At 59.7% G+C, this 19290-nt stretch carries 16 protein-coding genes; all 16 read right to left on the bottom strand.

Annotated features, from left to right (window positions below; translation table 11 throughout):
- Nucleotide 1: 1 nt before the first annotated feature.
- Entirely contained in the window at nucleotides 2–643 is a 642-nt protein-coding gene (locus MSL71_RS19875; RefSeq protein ID WP_180143809.1) for an energy transducer TonB, read from the bottom strand.
- On the bottom strand, nucleotides 640–1059 hold the full coding sequence (locus tag MSL71_RS19870) for an ExbD/TolR family protein (RefSeq protein WP_180143808.1): 420 nt from the start codon (nucleotides 1057–1059) through the stop codon (nucleotides 640–642). The genes MSL71_RS19875 and MSL71_RS19870 overlap by 4 nt, the downstream gene beginning before the upstream one ends.
- A complete protein-coding gene (locus MSL71_RS19865; RefSeq protein WP_180143806.1) occupies nucleotides 1056–1652 on the bottom strand; it encodes a MotA/TolQ/ExbB proton channel family protein in 597 nt (198 codons plus the stop codon). The genes MSL71_RS19870 and MSL71_RS19865 overlap by 4 nt, the downstream gene beginning before the upstream one ends.
- Nucleotides 1653–1655: 3 nt before the next feature.
- On the bottom strand, nucleotides 1656–3080 hold the full coding sequence (locus MSL71_RS19860) for a MotA/TolQ/ExbB proton channel family protein (RefSeq protein WP_180143804.1): 1425 nt from the start codon (nucleotides 3078–3080) through the stop codon (nucleotides 1656–1658).
- The gene (locus MSL71_RS19855; protein WP_180143802.1) at nucleotides 3077–3886 is read right to left on the bottom strand and encodes a DUF3450 domain-containing protein; all 810 of its coding nucleotides are present in this window, start codon (nucleotides 3884–3886) and stop codon (nucleotides 3077–3079) included. The genes MSL71_RS19860 and MSL71_RS19855 overlap by 4 nt, the downstream gene beginning before the upstream one ends.
- A 150-nt stretch (nucleotides 3887–4036) precedes the next feature.
- The gene (gene feoB, locus MSL71_RS19850; protein WP_180143800.1) at nucleotides 4037–6514 is read right to left on the bottom strand and encodes a ferrous iron transport protein B; all 2478 of its coding nucleotides are present in this window, start codon (nucleotides 6512–6514) and stop codon (nucleotides 4037–4039) included.
- Nucleotides 6511–6735, bottom strand: a complete 225-nt coding sequence (locus MSL71_RS19845) for a FeoA family protein (RefSeq protein WP_180143798.1) — start codon at nucleotides 6733–6735, stop codon at nucleotides 6511–6513. The genes feoB and MSL71_RS19845 overlap by 4 nt, the downstream gene beginning before the upstream one ends.
- A 165-nt stretch (nucleotides 6736–6900) precedes the next feature.
- Nucleotides 6901–7794 (bottom strand): DUF4198 domain-containing protein, encoded by an 894-nt coding sequence (locus MSL71_RS19840; RefSeq protein ID WP_246317839.1) that lies wholly within the window; start codon nucleotides 7792–7794, stop codon nucleotides 6901–6903.
- Nucleotides 7795–7802: 8 nt separating this feature from the next.
- Entirely contained in the window at nucleotides 7803–8135 is a 333-nt protein-coding gene (locus MSL71_RS19835; RefSeq protein ID WP_180143794.1) for a hypothetical protein, read from the bottom strand.
- 183 nt (nucleotides 8136–8318) lie between these two features.
- On the bottom strand, nucleotides 8319–10739 hold the full coding sequence (locus MSL71_RS19830) for an efflux RND transporter permease subunit (RefSeq protein ID WP_180143792.1): 2421 nt from the start codon (nucleotides 10737–10739) through the stop codon (nucleotides 8319–8321).
- Nucleotides 10740–10760: 21 nt separating this feature from the next.
- Nucleotides 10761–11960 carry a DUF1302 family protein gene (locus MSL71_RS19825; RefSeq protein WP_180143790.1) on the bottom strand — a complete coding sequence of 400 codons (1200 nt, stop codon included), beginning with the start codon at nucleotides 11958–11960 and terminating at the stop codon, nucleotides 10761–10763.
- Nucleotides 11957–12760 carry an outer membrane lipoprotein-sorting protein gene (locus tag MSL71_RS19820; RefSeq protein WP_180143788.1) on the bottom strand — a complete coding sequence of 268 codons (804 nt, stop codon included), beginning with the start codon at nucleotides 12758–12760 and terminating at the stop codon, nucleotides 11957–11959. The genes MSL71_RS19825 and MSL71_RS19820 overlap by 4 nt, the downstream gene beginning before the upstream one ends.
- Nucleotides 12761–12953: 193 nt before the next feature.
- On the bottom strand, nucleotides 12954–14117 hold the full coding sequence (locus MSL71_RS19815; RefSeq protein ID WP_180143786.1) for an MFS transporter: 1164 nt from the start codon (nucleotides 14115–14117) through the stop codon (nucleotides 12954–12956).
- Between the two features lie 206 nt (nucleotides 14118–14323).
- Nucleotides 14324–16057 carry an ABC transporter ATP-binding protein gene (locus MSL71_RS19810; RefSeq protein ID WP_180143784.1) on the bottom strand — a complete coding sequence of 578 codons (1734 nt, stop codon included), beginning with the start codon at nucleotides 16055–16057 and terminating at the stop codon, nucleotides 14324–14326.
- Between the two features lies 1 nt (nucleotide 16058).
- Nucleotides 16059–17792, bottom strand: a complete 1734-nt coding sequence (locus MSL71_RS19805; RefSeq protein ID WP_180143782.1) for an ABC transporter ATP-binding protein — start codon at nucleotides 17790–17792, stop codon at nucleotides 16059–16061.
- Between the two features lie 181 nt (nucleotides 17793–17973).
- On the bottom strand, nucleotides 17974–19074 hold the full coding sequence (locus tag MSL71_RS19800; RefSeq protein WP_180143780.1) for an ABC transporter substrate-binding protein: 1101 nt from the start codon (nucleotides 19072–19074) through the stop codon (nucleotides 17974–17976).
- Between the last annotated feature and the right edge of the window lie 216 nt (nucleotides 19075–19290).

The raw sequence follows: 19290 nt of genomic DNA, 5'->3' as shown, positions 1-19290 counted from the left end.
GTCAATTCTCCAGGTTGAAATTGATGGTTTTGGTGACGCGGACCCGCACAGGCTCTCCGGTGATCTCCCCGGGGGTAAAGGTCCAGCGACCGATGGCATCCATGACCGCCCTGTCGAAGACGCCGGGTGGGTTCGATCCCGTGATCTCCACATCGTGGATACGACCGTCCTTTTCCACGAGGAATTTCACGGTGACACTTCCCGAGATTCCCAGGCGTTTGGCCCGAAAGGGGTAGATGGGCGCCACGTTGTGGGAGGGCATGGGAAGCTTGTCGAGTTGTGCTTCGCCGAAAACCATGTCCACGGGGCCCGGCTTGAAGGCTGTGGTGTCCAGTTCCGGAAGGGCCTCTCCCACCTTGAGGGTGGGGGCGGCGGCCGTGTGCACCGGGGTGGGGTCGATGGGCAGGTCCAGCCTCGGTTTCATGGGTTTTTCCTGTTTCACCGGTTTTTCCGGGGCCTTTGCCGGGGGCGGCGGGGTCAGTTCCTTTAATTTCACCATGGTCACGGGCCGCAGGCGAAAGGTTTCGTCACTCCGTGTGGGAGCGGTCCGCATGCCCGGCAGCAGGGCAAAAAGGAAGATGTTCACCCCCAGGGCCAGAAGGGCCGCAAGGATCATGGGGTTTCGGGGCCCGGTGGCGATCATGCGCCCCCCTTGTTCTGGGTGGCGACGCTGACCCGGGAGGCCCCTGCCAGACGGCACTGGTCCATGACCCGGATGAGGGTCCCAGTGGGGCAGGCCTTGTCGGCGATCACCACCACATCGGCGTCGGGCTTGTCGGCTACGGCACGCGCGATGTGGAGGCGAACGCTTCGTACATCAATGGGTTTTCCGTCGTAGTGGACCGAGCCGTCTTCGGCGATCCCCACGAGGATGGCGTTCTTCTTGGACACCACGCTGGTCTCTGCCTGGGGCCGGTTGATGTCGATGCCGGTCTCTTTGACAAAGCTGGTGGTGACCATAAAAAAGATGAGAAGCAGGAACACCAGGTCGATGAGGGGTGAAATATTCACCTCCGGTGTGCTGCTGTTGCGTCTCAGGGAGTCCCGGACCCGTATCACGTCATGCTCCTTTGGATGATGCTGATGGTTTCGTCGAGTTTGGCGGACAGGCGATGGGCCCGCCGCATGAGCAGCACGCCCATGAACATCCCGGGGATGGCCACGGACAGGCCGCTCTGGGTGGTGATGAGGGATTCGGAGATCCCCCCGGCCATGGCACGGGCGTTGCCCGTGCCGAAGAGGGCGATGACGTCAAAGGTGGTGATCATGCCGCTGACCGTGCCCAGAAGCCCCAAAAGGGGCGCCACAGCGGCCAGGGTGGCGATGAGGCCGATGCGCCGGGTGAGGTGGGGCCGTTTCTGGAGCCGGTACTGGTGGAGAAGGCCCCGGTTTACCTTGGGGGAGTCTGTGCCGTATTCAGCCATGAACCGAACCAGCTCCCTGCGAAGCCCGGGGAGGTTCGGACCGGGGTCTCCCTTTCGGACCAGGGCAAGGGCCGCGCCCAGGTCGAGGTCCTGTTTTTCAACCTGCCGGTAGACGAGGAGCCGCTCGAAGATGAGGGCCCAGAGAACCAGGGAGCAGATCATGATGGGAATCATCACCGCGCCGCCGCTGTCGATGTAGCCGAAAATGGCCGTGAGGAGATCTCCCATGGATCAGGCCCTCACCTGTTTGGCGCAGCCCTGGGCGCAGCAGCCGATGGTTTCCCGGTGGACGATGTTGGTCAGGGCCACGGCTTTTTCTTCCATGTCGCCGATGATGTGCTCCACCCGGCGGTTCAGCACGGTGTGCAAAAGCATGATGGGAATGGCCACGGCAAGTCCGAGCATGGTGGTGATCAGGGCCGTGGAGATGCCCCCGGACATCATGCGTGGGTCGCCGGTACCGGCGATGTGGATCACTTCAAAGGTATCGATCATGCCGGTGACCGTGCCTAAAAGGCCAAGCAGGGGAGCCACCGCCCCGAGCATGCCGAGGAAGGGGAGGAATCGCTCCAGGCGGGGAAGCTCTTTTAAGATCGCCTCCTGGAGGATGGTCTCCAGTACCTGGCGTCGTTCACCCCTGGCCTGGAGCCCTTTTCTCAGGACGTTGTACACCGGCGTGGTTTTCTGCTCCTTGACGATGAGATCGCACTCTTCCCACTGCCCGTAGCCTGCCAGTTCGTTGACTTTGCCCATGGTGTTGTCCGTGTTGTCGTGGACCTTTTTCAAGAACAGGGTGCGCTCGATGCCGATGAAGAGCCCGGCCAGGCCGATGAGGACGATGGGCCATACCAGGGGACCGCCGTTCTGGACGCGTTCGGTAAAGCTCGGGGTGCGTCGCAGGTGGTCCAGGGCCGCTCCGGAGCTCAGGTCCAGGGGCAGGGTGTCTGTTTTGCCCTTGACGTACCGGTTGAGCCGCCACCCGACAATGCGTCCCGGCGGTGCGGGAAGCTCGGTGAAGGAGAGGGTGGCTGGGGCATAGAGAAGGGGTTCTGCGCCCTCCTCCTTGACGGCCAGGGTCATGAAGGGGCCTGCCGATAACAGGGGCAGTTCCCGGGAGATGCCGTCCCGGCCGGTGACGGTGGCGGTGCGCATGGCCACTTCGCTGCACCGGGCGATCTCGTCGGCGAAATACCCGAAGAGGGCTTCCAGGTCCGTGATGCCGGGGAACTGGGTGCCGTCGGCCAGGGTCTCCAGGTGGGCCAGTCGCTCGGGGGCAAAGACGGAAAAGGGGGAGGCCATGCAGAGATCACGGAGGTTTTTCGCTGCCGTGCGCACAATGGCCACGATGCGTCCCACCTCCTTGTCCAGGCGGTTCCGTTTTTCGGTGAGGGCGGTGACCCGGGTCGTGAGCTCGTCCCCGCGTTTTGTCTCTGTCACAACCTGGGCCTTGAGCCGTTTGATGTCGGCTGCCAGGCGGTTGATCTCACGGGTAAGGCTCTCCCGGTCTCCGGCGATGCGGGTGCGGGATTCCCGGTCTGCGCTCTGTCGTTGGGCAAGGGCGGTTTCGGCGTTTTTCATGGCCTGCCGGAGGTCTGCGGACCACGCCGCGGTGGCCGTCGCAAGGCAGAGGACAGCAACAATGAGTATGCGTTTCATGGGGTCACGATCCTCCCGATGGGCAGACTGACAAGCTCGGCACTTCGCTCTCTCTGGGCAAGGGCGATGGCTTTCTTGAGGTGGGGAGCACAGTTGGCGGGAAGGGGCTCATAGGCACCTTTTTCCGGACTGAAGACCCCGCACCCCTTTTCGTCGAGGGTGAGGTAGTAAAGGGACAATCGCCCGACCTTGAGGAGCTGGACGGTGATGGGCTCGCCCTCCACCTCAATCTCTTCCTGCCAGGCTTCGCTGGTGTGGCCGAACTGGGTCTCGATGGTGAACAGCTCCAAAAGCCGCTCCAGCTTTTCAGCCTGCTTGGTGGCCGGTGCCTTGACCCAGTCGGTGAGGGCGGCAAGGCGCGTTTCCCGCTCGTTTTTCAAAAAGGGGAGGCTCTGGGTGACCACCTGGGTCGCGCGCTTCGCCTCGTCGGCGATAAGGGGCGAAAGCCCTTCGGTGAGGTGGGATGCCTTGGCGATCTCCCCGTCTAAGCGGGCGGCCTCTTTTTCCTTGCGGCCGTTTGCCCAGAGAAGGGCGTCCACCTCTTCCTGAAGGCTTCGTTGTGTGCTCTCCAGTCGGGAGATTTTCGTCTCCAGGGCGCGGCGCTCTTTTTCCCAGGCCCCCTCCCGTTTCTGGGTGGTGTGGGCAAGGGAAATGTCCTGGCGGACGGTTTCATCCAGTGGAAGGGAGTCGGACCATGTGAGGCCTGGTCCTGTGAAACCGACCGCCAGGGACAACAGGAGAAGCGTTCCGACCCGTTTTGACGTACGGCGCCTCTGGCGTTTCGTGGGTGTGGGATGATGAACCATGGGGAAATTATCTTTAGGTTGATGAATAGTGAAAAGAAAAATAACGCAACAATGACGGGCGACTCAGGGCCTGAACACCCTAAGTTTTTAGCGGCTGATAAATTGTGTGTCAATATATTTTTTAAGGCACTGCTAAAAAGTTTGGGGTACCTAAACCTGTGGAGCCCCTTTGGGTCGTGATGGAAAGAGCCCCACGGTAACAGTGACAAGGAGGGCCATCAGGTAAAACCCGGCCATGGCTTCCATACCCGTGAGGCCAAGGACTGAGCCCAGGGTGAAGAGTCCCGAGGCGATGGCAAGGGCAAGACATGCCGGGAAAACAATGGAAAAGCCCATCCATGCAAAGGACCCTGTCTGGAGCTTGACCATCATGGCCGCGGGCAGGCATGGGGGATAGAGGGCCATGAAGAGCATCAGGGCCAGGGCGTGCAACGGGGTAAACCCTTTCTCCCGGTTTTTCATGCCTTCGGAGACGCTTTGGCCGCCGCTTTCCGGCTGGTAGAGGGCGCCTAGGGTCGCCACGCTGTTCTCCTTGGCCATGAGGGCGCTGAGCAGGGCGATGTTGATTCGCCAGGAAAATCCGGCGTGGCGGGTGACAGGCTCCAGGGCCTTTCCTGCCATGCCGATGAAGCTGGCTTCCATCACCTCCTGCTGCATGGTGTGTTTCAGTTTCTTTCTGCTGCGAATCAGCTTTTTAAGGTCTCTCCGGATGCGCCTGCCGTCCGGGTTTTTCCCGGGATTGACCATGGTGAAAAATTCAGGAGAGAGGTCTGTGAACCGCGCGTCAACTTTTTCCCTGGCTGCCGGGGTTGAGGCGCCGAAGCGGGCGGATTTGTAGCTGTCGGCATAGCGGACCAGGGCCTCGACCCTCTCCTCGGTCATGCCCACGGCAAGGGGGTTCTCTGCTGTCTTTTCAAGAAAGGCTGCCTTGATCTCATGGGCTTTTCTGTCAAAGTGGGCGGTGCGTTCGTCGCTCAGGCCCGGGAACTCGATGAGCACAAAGACGATGACGGCCACGGCAGCCACCACCGTGACGATTTTCTTGACGAAGAGCCACACCTTGGAGACGGCGCTTTGGATGACGCTGCGAATCCTGGGGAGATGATAGGCGGGCATCTCCATGATAAACGGCGCCACAGGCCTTCGGGCCAGGGCCGTTGCCGTGAGGAGCCTGGAGACCGGGAGTACCATGAACAGGGTCACCGTGGAGATAAAAAAGAGGGCTGCACCTTTATGTTGCGGGAAGTATGCATTGATGAGGAGGATGTAGAGGGGGATTTTAGCGAGGCAGTTGAGCATGGGGATGATGAGGATGGTTGCCATGCGTGCCCTGTCGTCGGGGATGCCCCGGGTGGACATGATGGCCGGAACGGCGCAGCCCCCTGCATAGACCCCGCCCAGAACCATGGGCAGGGTGGATTGCCCGTGGAGTCCGTATCGGTGGAAGATCTTGTCCAGGATAAAGGCCATCCTGGGCATGTACCCGCTGTCTTCCAGAACGGCGATGAGGGCAAAGAGGATCAGGAAGATGGGGATGTAGTTGAGAAGGGCCAGGATGCTGTCGGCGACCCAGAGTCCCAGGGCGCGGGCCATGGGCTCATGGATGAAGCCTGCATCGGGCAGCAGGGTCGTCAGGATGGTTTTCCCCTTGAGGAGCAGGGGCCAGGTGAGGCCGGTGAGGCGGTATCCCTGGACAATGGCCAGCTGGTAGAGGAGCCAGACCACAGCCACCAGAAGGACCGGGGCGAAGATACGGTGACAGACCACGGCGTCCACGCGGTCGGACAAGGGGCGCTTTGGTTTTGTTTGGGTGGACAGGCACGCCTCGGCAATCTCCGAGGCCTTTTCCCTCCTTTTTTCGGCAATGTATCGGGACGGGGCCATGCCCGTGTCGGAGCGAAAGGCGATGCGGTGCCCGTCTGCAAGGGAGAAGAGAGAGGCAAACTGTAAGAGGATCCGTCCCGGGGTGGTGTCGGCCCGGTGGTCCCCGGACAGGAGCTTCAGGGCCACCCAGCGGCCCTGTCCCCGGGTCTCCGGCGCCATCTCCATCACCTTTTTGGAGAGGTCGGCGATGGCCGGTTCCAACGCCCCGTAGTGGACAAGGTGCGTGTCAGCCGTGGTGCTTTCATGGGCCATGTGTCGGGTGATGGCGCTCTCAAGGGCGTCTTTGCCGGAGCCCTTTTTAATGGCCGTGGGGATCACCTCAAGGCCCAGGGCACGTCCCAGGGCATCGGTGTCGAGGCGAATTCCCCGAGCCTCGGCCGCATCCATCATGTTGGCGTTGACCAGCATGGGCACGCCGAGTTCCATGAGCTGGAGGGTTAAGGGAAGGCTGCGTTTGAGGTTGGTGGTGTCCAGGACATTGATCACCAGATCTGGGCGGCAGTCCACCAGAAAATCGCAGGCCACCTGCTCTTCCAGGGAGTAGGAGGTGATGGCGTAGGTTCCTGGCAGGTCCACCAGCGCGGTCCGGGTGCCGTTGGCGGACAGGGTGCCGGAGCGTTTTTCAACGGTGACGCCGGGGTAGTTGGCGATGTGCTGGTTGGCCCCTGTCAGGGCATTGAACACAGTGGATTTCCCGCAGTTGGGCTGACCGGCCAGGGCCGCCAAGGGCGTGCATTGCTTCATGTCTTTTCCATTCCTACGCAGGTGGCTTCCCGTCTTCTGATGCTCAGGTAACAGCCTTCTACTTCAATTTCGATGGGGTCCTTTAAGGGGGCGCTTCGGATTACTTTGATCACCGCACCCCGGCAGATACCGATGCCCGCAAGGCGCCTGTCCAGCATGCCCGATGCCGTGATGGTGGTTACCCGGCCGGTTTCCCCGGGCGGGATGTCGTTCAGGTTCATACGAATGCTCCAAATAAAAAAAAATAAATACACACCTTACGACTAAATGCCGCTGCACTTTAACCCGAGAAGCGAGGGGTAAAGCGCAGCGGCAACCAGCTTTCAAGGTGGCTCACCTTGCCGCCGGAGGCATCGCTTTTGTAAGGTTGATTTTTGTACCGCCCCTTAAGGCTTGGCCTTCAAGGTCAGGGTGGAGCTGTAGTAGACCGTGGTGCATTTGCCTTGCAGGTCCTTGAGCTCATTGTCGGCGGTGACTTCCTTGCGCACCATGGTGCTGATGCGCCAGGCTCCGGCCGCGGGGATGCGGAACTGGGCCTTACCGTCCATGATGTTGGAGGCGAGGCAGAAGTGGTCGGGCCCTCCGAAGGCGTTGCTGCTGGCATTCAGGATGTTCATGCCGTCCATGTCGCAGTTGAGTTTCTTCCCCTTAAGGGTGACCTCAAAGGTGACAAGGTCGCCGACGCGGACATTTGAAAGGTCGCAGGTGGGGGTGATCTCCAGCTCGTGCCCGGCCTTTCCGGGCTGGCTCCACTGGCCGACCGTCATGTATGATTTTGCTTCTGCCTTGTAGCGGGCGCTGAAGTTGAAGGAGGCGGCGCCACGGATTCTGTCCATGGGCTTGGTGGCCATGTTCACCTTGCCCTTTTTGTCCACGTACTGAGAAAAATAGGTGATCTTGGAATCGGTGACCACCTGCCAGGTCCCTTTTTCCGTTTTGTCGGTGAGGGTGAACTTGCGGAGGCCCAGGTCCCCGCCCTCCAGGTCCATGCCACCGTTGCTGCGGGTTGCCTTCTCTTTTTTGATGACCGGAAGGGGAAGCTCCGTTTCCTTGGCATCGGGGCTGATGAGAACATACCGGCCAATCTCCACATTTCCCCAGTCTGATGTCAGAAAATCGTCCAGGGGCATGGTGTGACCCCAGCCGATGGAGGACAACGCATGGCCCGGCGGGTGGGTAAACGAACTGTCCAGATTGACCCACAGGGAGTGGGCCATGGCGTTGGCGCTGATGAGAAGGGTGGCTGCTGCGGTGGCGATGATCGCCAGTTGTTTTTTCATGGGGTACCTCATTTAGCGTGTTTGTCCTTGGGCTTTTCCGGGCCGGCTTCCCGGACGATATGACCGGGCCCGGCATCCAGAACGATGTCGTAGGCTCCCGACGGCTGGGCGAAGGTGTACTCCCCCAATTCGTCGAGTTGTTTTTTTAAGAGAACCTTTCCGCTGGGGTCTTCAAGTCGGATTTCAACGGCCGAGGCAGCGGAGCCGGTGGAAAAGACCCCCTCCACGGTGACCGTGCCGTCTTCGTTGTCGTAGACGGACATGAACAGGGTATGGGCCGAGGCGGTGGCAGCAAGGCAGAGCGCCAGAACCCATGCAAGAAGAATGGATCGAAACGTCATATCGGAGTTCCTTTCATGGCCATGGTTTGGTCGAAACCTGCCTCCGGCGGCGAGGTGGGCCACCTCGAAAGCAGGTTGCGAATGTGATGTTGACTGGCCCGTATCTGTTTTTGTGAATTTGTTTGTTAACCGTTTTGGATGGTTAGCCCACGGCAGGACCGCCGGAGGCACCTCGAGCGTTGATTACCGGGTTTCACGGGCGCAGCCCGTCAGCACAGGCGCCCCACCTGGAGCGCGAACATCGGGAGCCTTCTCGGCCTTGGCGTCAAGGGGCTGTCGCTCTTTGCCGAAGGGTTTTGTCCACAGCAAAAGGGCCGGGGTGACAAAGAGGTCTGCGGCCAGGGCCGTGAGGATGCCGATGCCCGTCAGGAGCCCCAGGTGCACGTAGACCTTGGCCACCGAGGTGGTATAGACCGAAAAGTTGGCGGTGATGATCACCGAGGTCATGCAGATGGCCACCCCGATGGTGTTGAAGGTGCGGCGGATGCTTGTGTCGTAGTTGCCGGTCCTCTGGAACTCCAGGCGGCAGTGGTTGATGAAGTGAATGGTGTCGTCCACGGCAAGGCCCAGAAGCATGGGCATGATGGTGATGGTCATCATGTCCAGGGGAATGTCTCCCCATCCCATGAGCCCGCCGATGGCAAGGGCCGGGGCGATGTTGGGGATCATGGCAATGAGGCCGATTTTTACGCTGCCGAAGACCAGCATCATGAGAAGGGTCACCACGCCCAGGGCGATGGCAAAGGAGATGAGCTGGCCGCTGGAGACGATGGCCTGCATGAAGGTGAACTTGGCGATGGAACCGGCCAGGCCGATGGTGGCATGGGGAAAGAGGGTCTGGGCATGGGCCTTGAGGGATTCGAGTTCCCGCTTGGCCTTTGCGGAGTTGTAATCCCCCATTTCGATCTGCATGCGCAGGCGCTGGTAGTCGTAGTCCACCCATTTTTCCGCTTCGGCCCCGCCTGCGTTTTCATAGAGCAGGAGTAGCTGGGCCACCATCTGCCGGTTTTCCGGGATGGTGTGGAAGGCGTCGTCCCCGCTGTGGAGGGACCGGTTCATGTCCTTGATGATGGGGATGAGGGAGGTGACCCGCTTGGTGAGTTCGTACCCCTCGGCCTCCCGGATCAGCTCCGCAAAGGTCTCCAGATTGGCCGGCAGCTTGGCATCGCCGGCTTCGGGGAAGGTGACGGTGAGGTCGTAGGAGTAGAGGGAGCCCACCTTGGAGTTGGCCACATGATGGATTTTGGCCACGTAGGGAATTTTCAGGCCGAAGCTTTTGATGATGTCAAAGGAGACCTCGAACCGGGAGATGCCTGCGGCACACAGGAGAAAAAGCGTCATGAACACGGCAGCCGTTGTGGTGGGACGCGCAAGCACCCTGTGACTGAGGACCTCCAGAAGTCCGGTGGTGTGGTGGTGGGCGCGCCTGGCCTTGGGCTTTCGGTCTTTTCCGAAGCTCAGTACCGACGGCACGAGGAAGAGGGTGAGAACAAAGGTGACGGCCACCAGGGCCGAGGCCGTGGACCCCACCCATCGGATGGTACGGACCGGGACAAAGTGGAAGGAGAGCAGGGCGCCCATGGTGGTCAGGGCGGTGAAAAAGACCGGCCAGCCGCACTCTGACACGGCAAAGAGCACCGACTCTTTCCGGTTGCCGGTTTCGGCAAAGTGGCGGTTGAAGAACCCGAAGAGGTGAATGGCATAGCCGATGGCCACGGCGAGCCCTAAGTAGACGGGAACCAGGATCATGGAGGGGTCGATTTTTGTGCCGAGGTATCCCTGGATACCGAAGGTGATGACAAAGGCGGAAAAGGCCATGAGCATGGGGAGCACCACGCCGGTGACGGTCCGGATGGCCAGGGCCAGGACGATGACCGTGGCAATGATGGACAGGCGCATGTTCCGGGCGGTCTCTTTTTTGAAAAAGGCGGTTTTGTCAAAGGCAAGGTGGGGCAGGCCCGCCCCCCTGGGGTTGAGGATTTTGTATTTTTCCTGGGTGATGATCCGGCTGGCCACCTCCCCGGCAGCGATGTCCGGGCCCACATTTTCAGCGTTTCGCCACTTTTCGGGGTAGGTCTTCATGCGCAGGAGGATCCAGGTCTGGCGCGAGTCGTCGGAGACGATGCGGTTGACAAAAAGATCCCGGGACAGGGCCTTGGCGCGGATGACATCAAGCTCTTCAGGGCTCTGGGGAACCGGATCGGGGACCAGGTCGGAGATGGACAGGCCCACGTCGTTGCCTTCGGTAAACTCGCAGTCGGTGATGGAGAGCACATCGTCGGAGAAGGGCACTCTGGCCTTGAGCTCTGCCCCGAGTTGCCGGATGGCGGTGAGCACCTCCGGGGTGAACACATCATCCACCTCCACGAGGACGGCCACGTATTCGTTGTTGCCGAAGATGGATTTGAACTCGTCGTCGGCAATTTTCATGGGATCGTTTTCCAGGAACCAGTTGTCCCAGGAGGTGTCGAACCGGATGTGCTTCATGCCGGTGACGCAAAGCCCTGTGATGAGGAAAAAAAGAAGGATGCTGACCCACCTCAGGCGGAGGATTGTCTCCGCCATGCGGTGGAACGCGTGGTTGATCTTGATAAGGTTGAGCATGGGATAATCTCCTGAGGTGAGTTAGAAACTGTACTTGGCTTTGACCCAGACCTGGGTGTTGTCTTTGTACCGACCGTAGATGCCGCTTCGGGTGCCTGCAAAGATATCTGCGCCGGCCATGGCGTGAAATCCGTCGGTGATCTCAACGTCCGCTTCAAAACGGTTAAAGAGGTCTCCGTCGTTGAGGGTGACGTAGCCCATGTCCGAGAGTTCCAGCTTTTCCCGGAACAGCTTTTTGGCCACCCTGAGGGTGACAAGGCCCCGGTCTTCGTCCTGGGTGGTGTCCCCGTTGTGGCGCACAATGTGTTCCCCCAGGGCCTGGACGGTGAAGGTCCAGTTCTCCCCCGGGTACCAGTCGCAGCCTGCAATGGCCTTGATCAGGGGCTTTTCTATATCCGGCGCCCCTTGCTCTGCCGATGGAAAGGAGGCACTGGAGAACCAGGCCGCCTCCCCCCTGATTACAAGGGAGCCCAGGGGCACCGAGACGGTGGTGCCCGCAAAGGAGGTGCGGCGATAGCCTAAAGGCTCGGGGTCAGTGTCTGCGGCGACCTGAGCGGGGAGGTCGTTCCAGAGGCGGGCCCAGGAAAAGGTGAGGTCTACCCCGGGAAGGAACCAGCTCGCCCGAACCCCCACTTCGCCATTTTCGAGCGTGTTGTCCGGCTCGGTGGGGGTGGGGTCGGGACCTGTGCCCACGCGCCATGGGCTGTCCGCTTCGGGGAGCTTCGCCGGCTCGAAAAAGGGAATCAGGACGGTTTCTATGGTGAGATCACCCGAACCCGTATACCGGAGATTTACGGCGTCGATGGGCATGCGGACCTCATCCAGGTCCCGGGTGGCGTATTCGGTTAAGTCCGAGGGGCAGAGAACATCGGTTACCTGGAGGCCGTCGGAGTTGCCCCAGATGATGATCTGTCGTCCTGCACGGACATCCCAGCCATCCCCTGCGTAGTCCACGTATCCTTCGTGGAGGGTTACCTCCGAAGACTCCTCATCAATGTGGTTCTCCGAGGCGTTGATGGATGCGAAAAAGGCGGCGTCGTCCCGGCTGCCCTCGGTTTCCAGCCTCAGCCGCGTCTCCGAGGCAAGGAATTCGTGGGGGGATTTTACCTGCACGGCATGGCGGGTCTCCAGGTACCCTGCAAAGGGCAGCTGCTCTGCCCCTGCCCATGTGGCGGCCAGCAGGAGAGCACAGGCGGCTGCGGCCAGGGGCACGACCCTCATCGACGCAGCCCCCGGGTCAGGGCGTTGACCTTGAACTGGCTGTCTTTCAATCCGGTGTCATAGCGCACATCCCGAAAGGTCATGAGGGTTGTGTGGTGCTCCACGTTGTTTTCCATGCGCATGGCCGTGACGGTCCAAAACCCTCCGATCTTTTCCACGGTGTCCACGGTGTACGTTTTTAAGTGCCCGTCCTTGTCGTAGTAATCTGTCTTCAGGGGCAGGTCTTTTTCCTTGTCGATCCAGTTGATTTTTTTTGTGTACATGTCGGTGGGATCCACGGGCACAGACTCCACCACCCAGCAGTCAACCCCTTCCAGGGCCTCCTCCCTGAGGAGGCGGTGGGTGTCCTCGTCCACGTTGCGATCCCCCATGTCGTCATAGGTAAAATCGGTTCCCATGAAGTAGTCATTGGTGGCCTCTCCGCTGATGCGGCGCGTGTTTCTCAAGGCAGGCATGTAGAGCCACCTGTCGTCGTCCTTGTCCGGGTCGTCGTAGTCCCAGCTGAGAAAGGCGGTGCCCGCCACATCTGCGGGCTTTTTGAAACGCATGAGCTTTCGGGTGTCTTTGCCGTAATCTTTGCGCCAGGAGACAACCTGGCGGATACGCTGGCGCCCCCTTCGGTTGATGAGGGTCATGGAGAGCTCGGAGATGCGGTCGTCCCCGTCGGGGCGCTCATCCACCATGACCATGATGTCCCTGCCCGAAACATCCTGGGCATGGACCCAGGACACTGAAAAAAACATGCCCATAAGGAGAGTGCAAAGGGGGATCGAAAGTTGTCTGACGCAGCGTCTGTTCATGTTGTCACCTTGGGTTTTGCAAACTAAAGAAAATTAGGGTTGACGAAGTTTGATGAAGAAAGAGTCTTAGCAGGTAGAAAAAATGCCCGTCAACACGCGGTGCCCTGATATGTCGCCTTGGGGTATCCAAACACCTTGCGGGGGTATTTTTGCCCCCGGCAGCTACGGTGCGGGCGGATGTTTCATGCTCGGGTTACGGGTGCTGAGGGCCGCCGGCGGTCACGTGGCTGCGCATGTCCCGAAGGGCCTTCAGGAGAAACACCAGGGCAGCGGCCCCTGCAAAGCCTGCGGCACATCCGAAGATGGTGGAAATACCCGGGGACGGTGTCAGGCCCTCAAGGGCTCTGAAGAACAGAGGGGAGAAGAACTGGCCGGAAAAGAGAAAGATGCTGACCATGGCCATGGCTTTGGTGTTCTGCGCCTTTGGAACGCCGTGGACCACCATGAGGAGGATCATGGGATAGAGGTTCCCGAAGCTTGCGCCGATGAGGGAGACCGCAAAAAAGACAAGGGGAAGGGTGGGCGAGCCGGAGAGCAGGAAGAACCCTGTCCCCATGAGGCCCATCTGGACGGGGGCCATGAGGTGGTTCAAGACCCCTTTGGTTTTGGCGAAGAGGGACCCGGAGACAAAGGCAAAGCCTGTCACAAGGGCCAGTGCCAGGCCGGCGGTCTTCGCATTCCCCAAGCCGCTCTCCTTTATAAACAGGGCGATGTTGGTGGGAAGGACGTAAAAAAGGGTCATCATGGCAAAGGCTGCGCCTGCGGCAAGGTAGGTGACGGAGGGCAGTTTGTCCCCCTTCTTCTGGATATGCGCCTGCCGTTCGGGCTCCGGGAGGAAACATGCCACAAAGAAGGCGGCCACCAGGGCTAGGAAGTAGACGAAAAAGGAGTATCGCCAGCAGAAGGAGGCGAGCCACCCGGAGAGGATCACGGCGATGATGCCCCCAAGGTTGTTGGAGGCCGTGACCCATCCGGTCATCTTGGCGGCCTCTTCGCCTTTGAAGAAATCGGAGACCAGGGCGGTGGATACCGGCATGAGGAGCCCCACACCGATTCCCAGGAGGCCTCGCATCCACAGGATCAGGTCCATGCGCGACACCAGGCCACCGCCGACGCCGCCGGCCATGTAAAGGGCAAGGCCCAGGAACAGGATGGTCCGCTTTTTCAGGACCCGTGTGAGCCTTGCGGATAGAATGGATGCCGGGATGATGGTCATGGAGGGCAGGGTTACGATGAGCCGGATAAGCATGGCATCTGCATGGGGAAATGCCGCGGCAATGATCCCCAGGGCAGGGGATATGGCCGCGCTTGCCATGATGGTCAGTAACGAGATGGACAGGATGGCTGCTTTGAGCATGGATGGTCTCCTTTGGTTCCAAACTGTTTTTCGCCTGGCGTACCGATTCAGCTTGCCTCCGGCGGGTCGCTTTTAGAAAAAAACATCCGTCAGGTCAAAGCGGCAGGCGTAGCGATAACGTTCGCGTGAGCCGAAACCGTTCGTAAAACCTGTTTGGCAATATTTTTAAAAGGTTGGCCCCCGGCAGGGTCGCCGGAGGCGTCATTTTAATTGTTCACAGCCCACGCCTGCCCCTGTTGCTGGGATTTCCACAAGCTGTGATAGAGGGATTTTTCCCGGAGAAACTCGGCGTGGGTTCCCTCCTCCACCAGGGTCCCCTTGTTGAAGACCACGATTTTGTCGGCATTGGCGATGGTCTTCAGGTGGTGGGCGATGGCCAGCACCGTTTTGTTTTCGGCCATGTTGCTGATGGCCTTCTGGATCTGCCGCTCATTGACGGGGTCCAGGCTGCTGGATGCTTCATCCAGAATTACAATGGGTGCGTCCCGGAGGATGGCCCTGGCGATGGAGATTCTTTGCTTTTGCCCGCCGGAGAGGCCCACCCCGTTTTCGCCCACGAGGGTGTCGTAGCCTTGGGGCAAGCCCATGATAAAGTCATGGATCATGGCTTTGCGGGCTGCGTTGTGCACCTCCTCCGGGGTGGCTGTGCGGTTGCCGATTTTGATGTTCTCATAGATGGTGTCGCCAAAGAGGATGACGTCCTGCATGACGATACTGATGCAGGAGAGGAGGGTGTCGTAGTCCATGTCCCGGATGTCGGTTCCGCCGATGGTGATGCGACCGCCGTTGATCTCCCAGAAGCGCAGCAGCAGGTTGGTGAGGGTTGTTTTACCGGAACCCGAAGGGCCCACAAGGGCCGTGAGGCAGTTGACCTCGGCCGTAAAGGAACAGTTTGAAAGGGCAAACCCGTCTCGGTCGTAGGCAAATTGCACATCCTCAAAGGCGACATCGAACCGGGTGGGCTTTTCGTGTTTGCCGGAGGAGGCCACGGCAGGCTCCTGGGTGATGCCCAGGATGCGGTGGTAGCTGTCTTTGCCCTTGATGTAGTAGAGCCAGTACATCTCCGCGTTGGCAAAGGGCTTGTAGAATTCCCGGCTCAGGATGAGGAAGAGGGCGTATTCCAGGATGGAGAGACGAGCCCCCAGCACCATGAAGGCCCCTCCTGCGATGAGGACCGCCAGGCTCATCTCCACGAAGAACTGATACATGCAGATGACCGCTGCGGCGGTTTTTGCAGAGGCTTTGCTGCTCATGCCGAAGCGCTCAATGCTTTTTTCGAGGCCGGTGCGGATGGCGTCGTTGTCGCTGAAGGCCTTGATGACGGGGATGCCCCGGCCATACTCCACAAAACGGCTGACCATGTCGGCCATGTCTTCGCGGGTTCGTTCCATGCCCTTACCCCCGGCCCGTGTCCCGACCACCAGCACGATGAGGCCCACGGGAAGAAGGGAGACCATGTACAGGCCCAGGGCCGGATTGACGGCAAAGAGGATGCCTCCGGTTATGAGGGCCACGATGAGGTCGCTGATGAGTCGGCTGCCGATGTGGGCCACGACCATCTCCACGCTTTCGATGTCCTGATGGATGATGGTGGTGACGTTGCCCAGGCGCTCCCGGGTGTAGTAGCCCAGGGAGAGTCGTTTCATTTTCCGTGTGATCTCCTCCCGGAGCCTTGCCACGATGCCGTATCCTGCGAAGTGCTTGGCAATGTCCGCCCCGGAGAAAAGGAACCCCTTGGCCGTGATGAGCACGGCGAGCCCTGCGGCATGGAGGGCAATGGAGCCGGTGGAGGCGTCCGTTATGACCCCGTAGATCATGTGCATGATCACCGCCAGGATGGCGATGCCGCTAAGAGACCAGAGCACCCAGAGGAAGGTGGCAAGGGCCATGAGCTTCAGGTGGTGCCTGGCAATATCCGATAAAAACGGTGGTCTGGTCATGTCAATGAGCCTCCTTGATGGTCCATGTGTCCGCGCTGGATTTTTCGTTCCACAGGTGCCGGTAGAGGGCGTTGTCCCGGTAAAGCTCTGCGTGGGTGCCCTGGCCCGCGAGCGTGCCGTTGTTCAGGAGGAAAATCCGGTCGGCGTTGACAATGGTGCTGAGGTGATGGGTGATCATGATTACGGTTTTGCCGCACCTCAGTTCATTGACGGCTTTCTGGATCAGGGTCTCGTTCATGGCATCCACCGAGGAGGTGGCCTCGTCGAGGATGATGATGGGTGCGTCCTTGAGCAGGGCCCTGGCAATGGCGATGCGCTGTCTCTCCCCTCCGGAGATCCGGGTGCCTTTCTCTCCGGTGAGGGTGTCGTAGCCCTCGGGAAGGGCGCAGATAAAGTCGTGGATGCGGGCCTTTTTCGCGGCGGCTTCCACCTCGGCATCGGTGGCCTTGCTTTTTCCGATGCGGATGTTTTCCCGGATGGTGGTGTTGAAGAGGTAGACGTCCTGCTGCACGATGGAGATCATGGCCGAGATTTGCGTCTCCGTGAAGGAGCTGATGTCGGTGCCGTTGATGAGGACGCGGCCCGAGTCCGCCTTGAAAAAACCCATGATGAGGTGGGCCACGGAGCTTTTTCCTGCCCCGGACACCCCGGTGAGGGCCACCAGTGATCCTCCGGGAATGGTCAGGCTGACATCCGTGAGGGCGTCGCGGTTGCCTTCGTAGGAAAAAGAGACCTGCTCCAGCCGGATATCACCGGGTTTCCCGTCGGCAGGGGGGGGGCACTCCCTCGGCTGTTCGTTCAGGATCTTTGCGATGTTCATCGACGAATTCCTGAAGACGATGCCGAAGTGCTTGGACAGGGAGAGCCGGGCCAGGGACGCACAGAATGCCGAGGCGAGAAAAACGGCCAGGACCAGTTCATACAGGGTGATCTCGCCTTTGCGAAGCAGCAGGCAGCCGGTGACGGCGAGGACGGCGATGCCTGCTTCGAGGATCACCCCGGAGATGCCCGCCGGCACCACCATGGACAGGCTCATTTTTCGGACGTAGTCGTTGTAGGCGTTCATGGTCCGCACCACCTTCTCCGTGCGGTTCTCGGTTTTGCTGAAGGCCTTGATGGCCGGAATGGTGGCGATGTACTCCATGAGCTCTTCGGACATGGTCTTCAGGCTGAGGAAATAGGCGGCGAACATCTCCTTCCAGTGGCGCTGCAGAATCCGGTTGGTGACGATGACCAAGGGAACGATGCCCACGAGACAGAGCCCGAGTCGATAGTCGATGAAGGTGACGATGGCTGTGGCGCAAAAGGGAATGAGGATGGCTGAGGCAATTTCAGGGAGCCCGTGGGCAAGGTAGAGCTCCACCTGTTCCACATCAAAGTTGAGGACTTTCGTGAGCTCCCCCATTTTGTGCTTGTGGAAAAAGCCGATGTTCATGCGCTCCAGGTGCCGGACCAGCTTGAGCCGGATGGTGGAAAGGACCCTGAAGGCGGTGGTGTGGGCCAGCACATGGGCTGCACCGTAACACACCGCCTTTACCGTGAGGACAGCGACTATTCCCAATAGGAGAAGCACCACAGCCTGCCGCTCCGGGGCGGGACCCGCCAGCTCGCGGACCAATTCCATGACAAAGACAAAGGGGACGATCCCCGCTGCGACGCTGAGCGAAAGCATGAGGCCCGCCAGAATCAGGGTGCGCCTTTCGCCGGACGCGAGAAGGCTTTTTTGGTTATCCATACATACCTCTTGTTGGTGTGGGTTGTTCATGGTGCCAAGATAGCGGAGTGTCCTTTTTTCTGCTTTGCATGGGCTCTTAAAAAGTGTGCGTGGGCGCTGTTGGTTCTTTCATGGCATGGGCGCACTCGGCCCATGAAAAATTCGGCCGTTACTGCTCACCACGGGCGAAGCCCGGGAGCATTCACGATTCCGGGTAGGTAAACACACCGGTCTCCTTGAGGTTGATGTCGGTATTTAAAAATCGGTGCAGGTAGTCCTGAAAGACATCCTGGGGGTTGAGGTCTTCAAAGAGTTTCGGATGGAGCCATTTGGCAAGATAGGCATTGGCTACGGTGATGCGGGCCGTTCCGAAAAATTCTCCGGAGATCATATGGACCCGGCCGGTTTGTGCCGCATGGGTGACGGCCACATAGGGAAGTTTCATGAAGTTTTGCCTCTGGGTCGCGACGATGCCTGTGTCTGAAACATGGGCTCCGTAGCCGTTTCTCACGGGTTCGCCGCAGATAATTACATCGATGTTCTGGGCTGCGAGCCACTCCGGGTTCACGGACTGGACCCATCCGCCTGTGGCCCGGATGTCTGCGGCCACATTGATCCCTCCGATAATGCGGTTCCTCTCCTTGATGCCTTCAAAGTCGTTGGTGAAGGTCATGATGTCGTCGTATTGCCCCCACCCGGTCTTGAACAGGTATCGCTGCTTTCGGCTATCGTCCAGCGTCCCTGTCCTGTCGGTAATCCGTCGGACGAGGCTCCGGTTCCACCGGGTGAACGCCCGGGCTTCTTTCTCTTTTCCCAGCACCTTTCCAAGGAGTTCCATGTTCTCTTCAAGGGTGGAGATGCGGTTGAGTTCCACCACAAACACCGGGATACCGGGGGAAAGTTTTGCCTCCATTTCGTCAAAGCCCCCCATGGAGATATCCGCGCACAGGAAGAGGTCCGGTGCGGTCTCAATGACCAACTCATGGTTGAGGCTGTAAGGCCCCCCCGATTGCAGCGTGATCACCGGAACGTCCTGCAGGTTGTCGAACACCAGGGAATCTGTGGTGTGGTGATCCCGGGCCACCACCCGGTCCCAGCATCCCAGGATTTTCAGGGCCTCGGAGATGCTCACGTGGTTTAAGGCGATGCGTTTTGTCGTTGAGGGAACCTCTACGTGCCTGCCCCGGCTGTCGGTGATGGTGCGGGTTTCCTTTGGGATGGCCGAGGCGGCGGGGAGTGCCAGGCAATCCCAGGGCAGGGATGCAGCGATGAGCAGGGACAGTGACAGAAGAAAGCGTTTCATCGTGACCTCAATGTGGGTTGTGGTGAGTCATCATGTGGGTGGTACCTCATTTTGAAGGAGACGTGTCTCCTTGGTTTTCGGACCCACGAGTAGCACTTTTCGGGGCGCCAGAACTTTGCATGGCGACGAAATAAATGTGCAGGTATGAAACAGGTATACATCCCGTTGGGCTTTGGTTGGCGGGTGTGATGAGGAACCGGAAGGAGCGTTTTCGGG

The organism is Desulfoluna butyratoxydans (assembly GCF_900699765.1).
Classification (GTDB): domain Bacteria; phylum Desulfobacterota; class Desulfobacteria; order Desulfobacterales; family Desulfolunaceae; genus Desulfoluna; species Desulfoluna butyratoxydans.
Note: the sequence above shows the minus strand (reverse complement) of the source record. Positions and strands in the feature narration are given on the sequence as shown.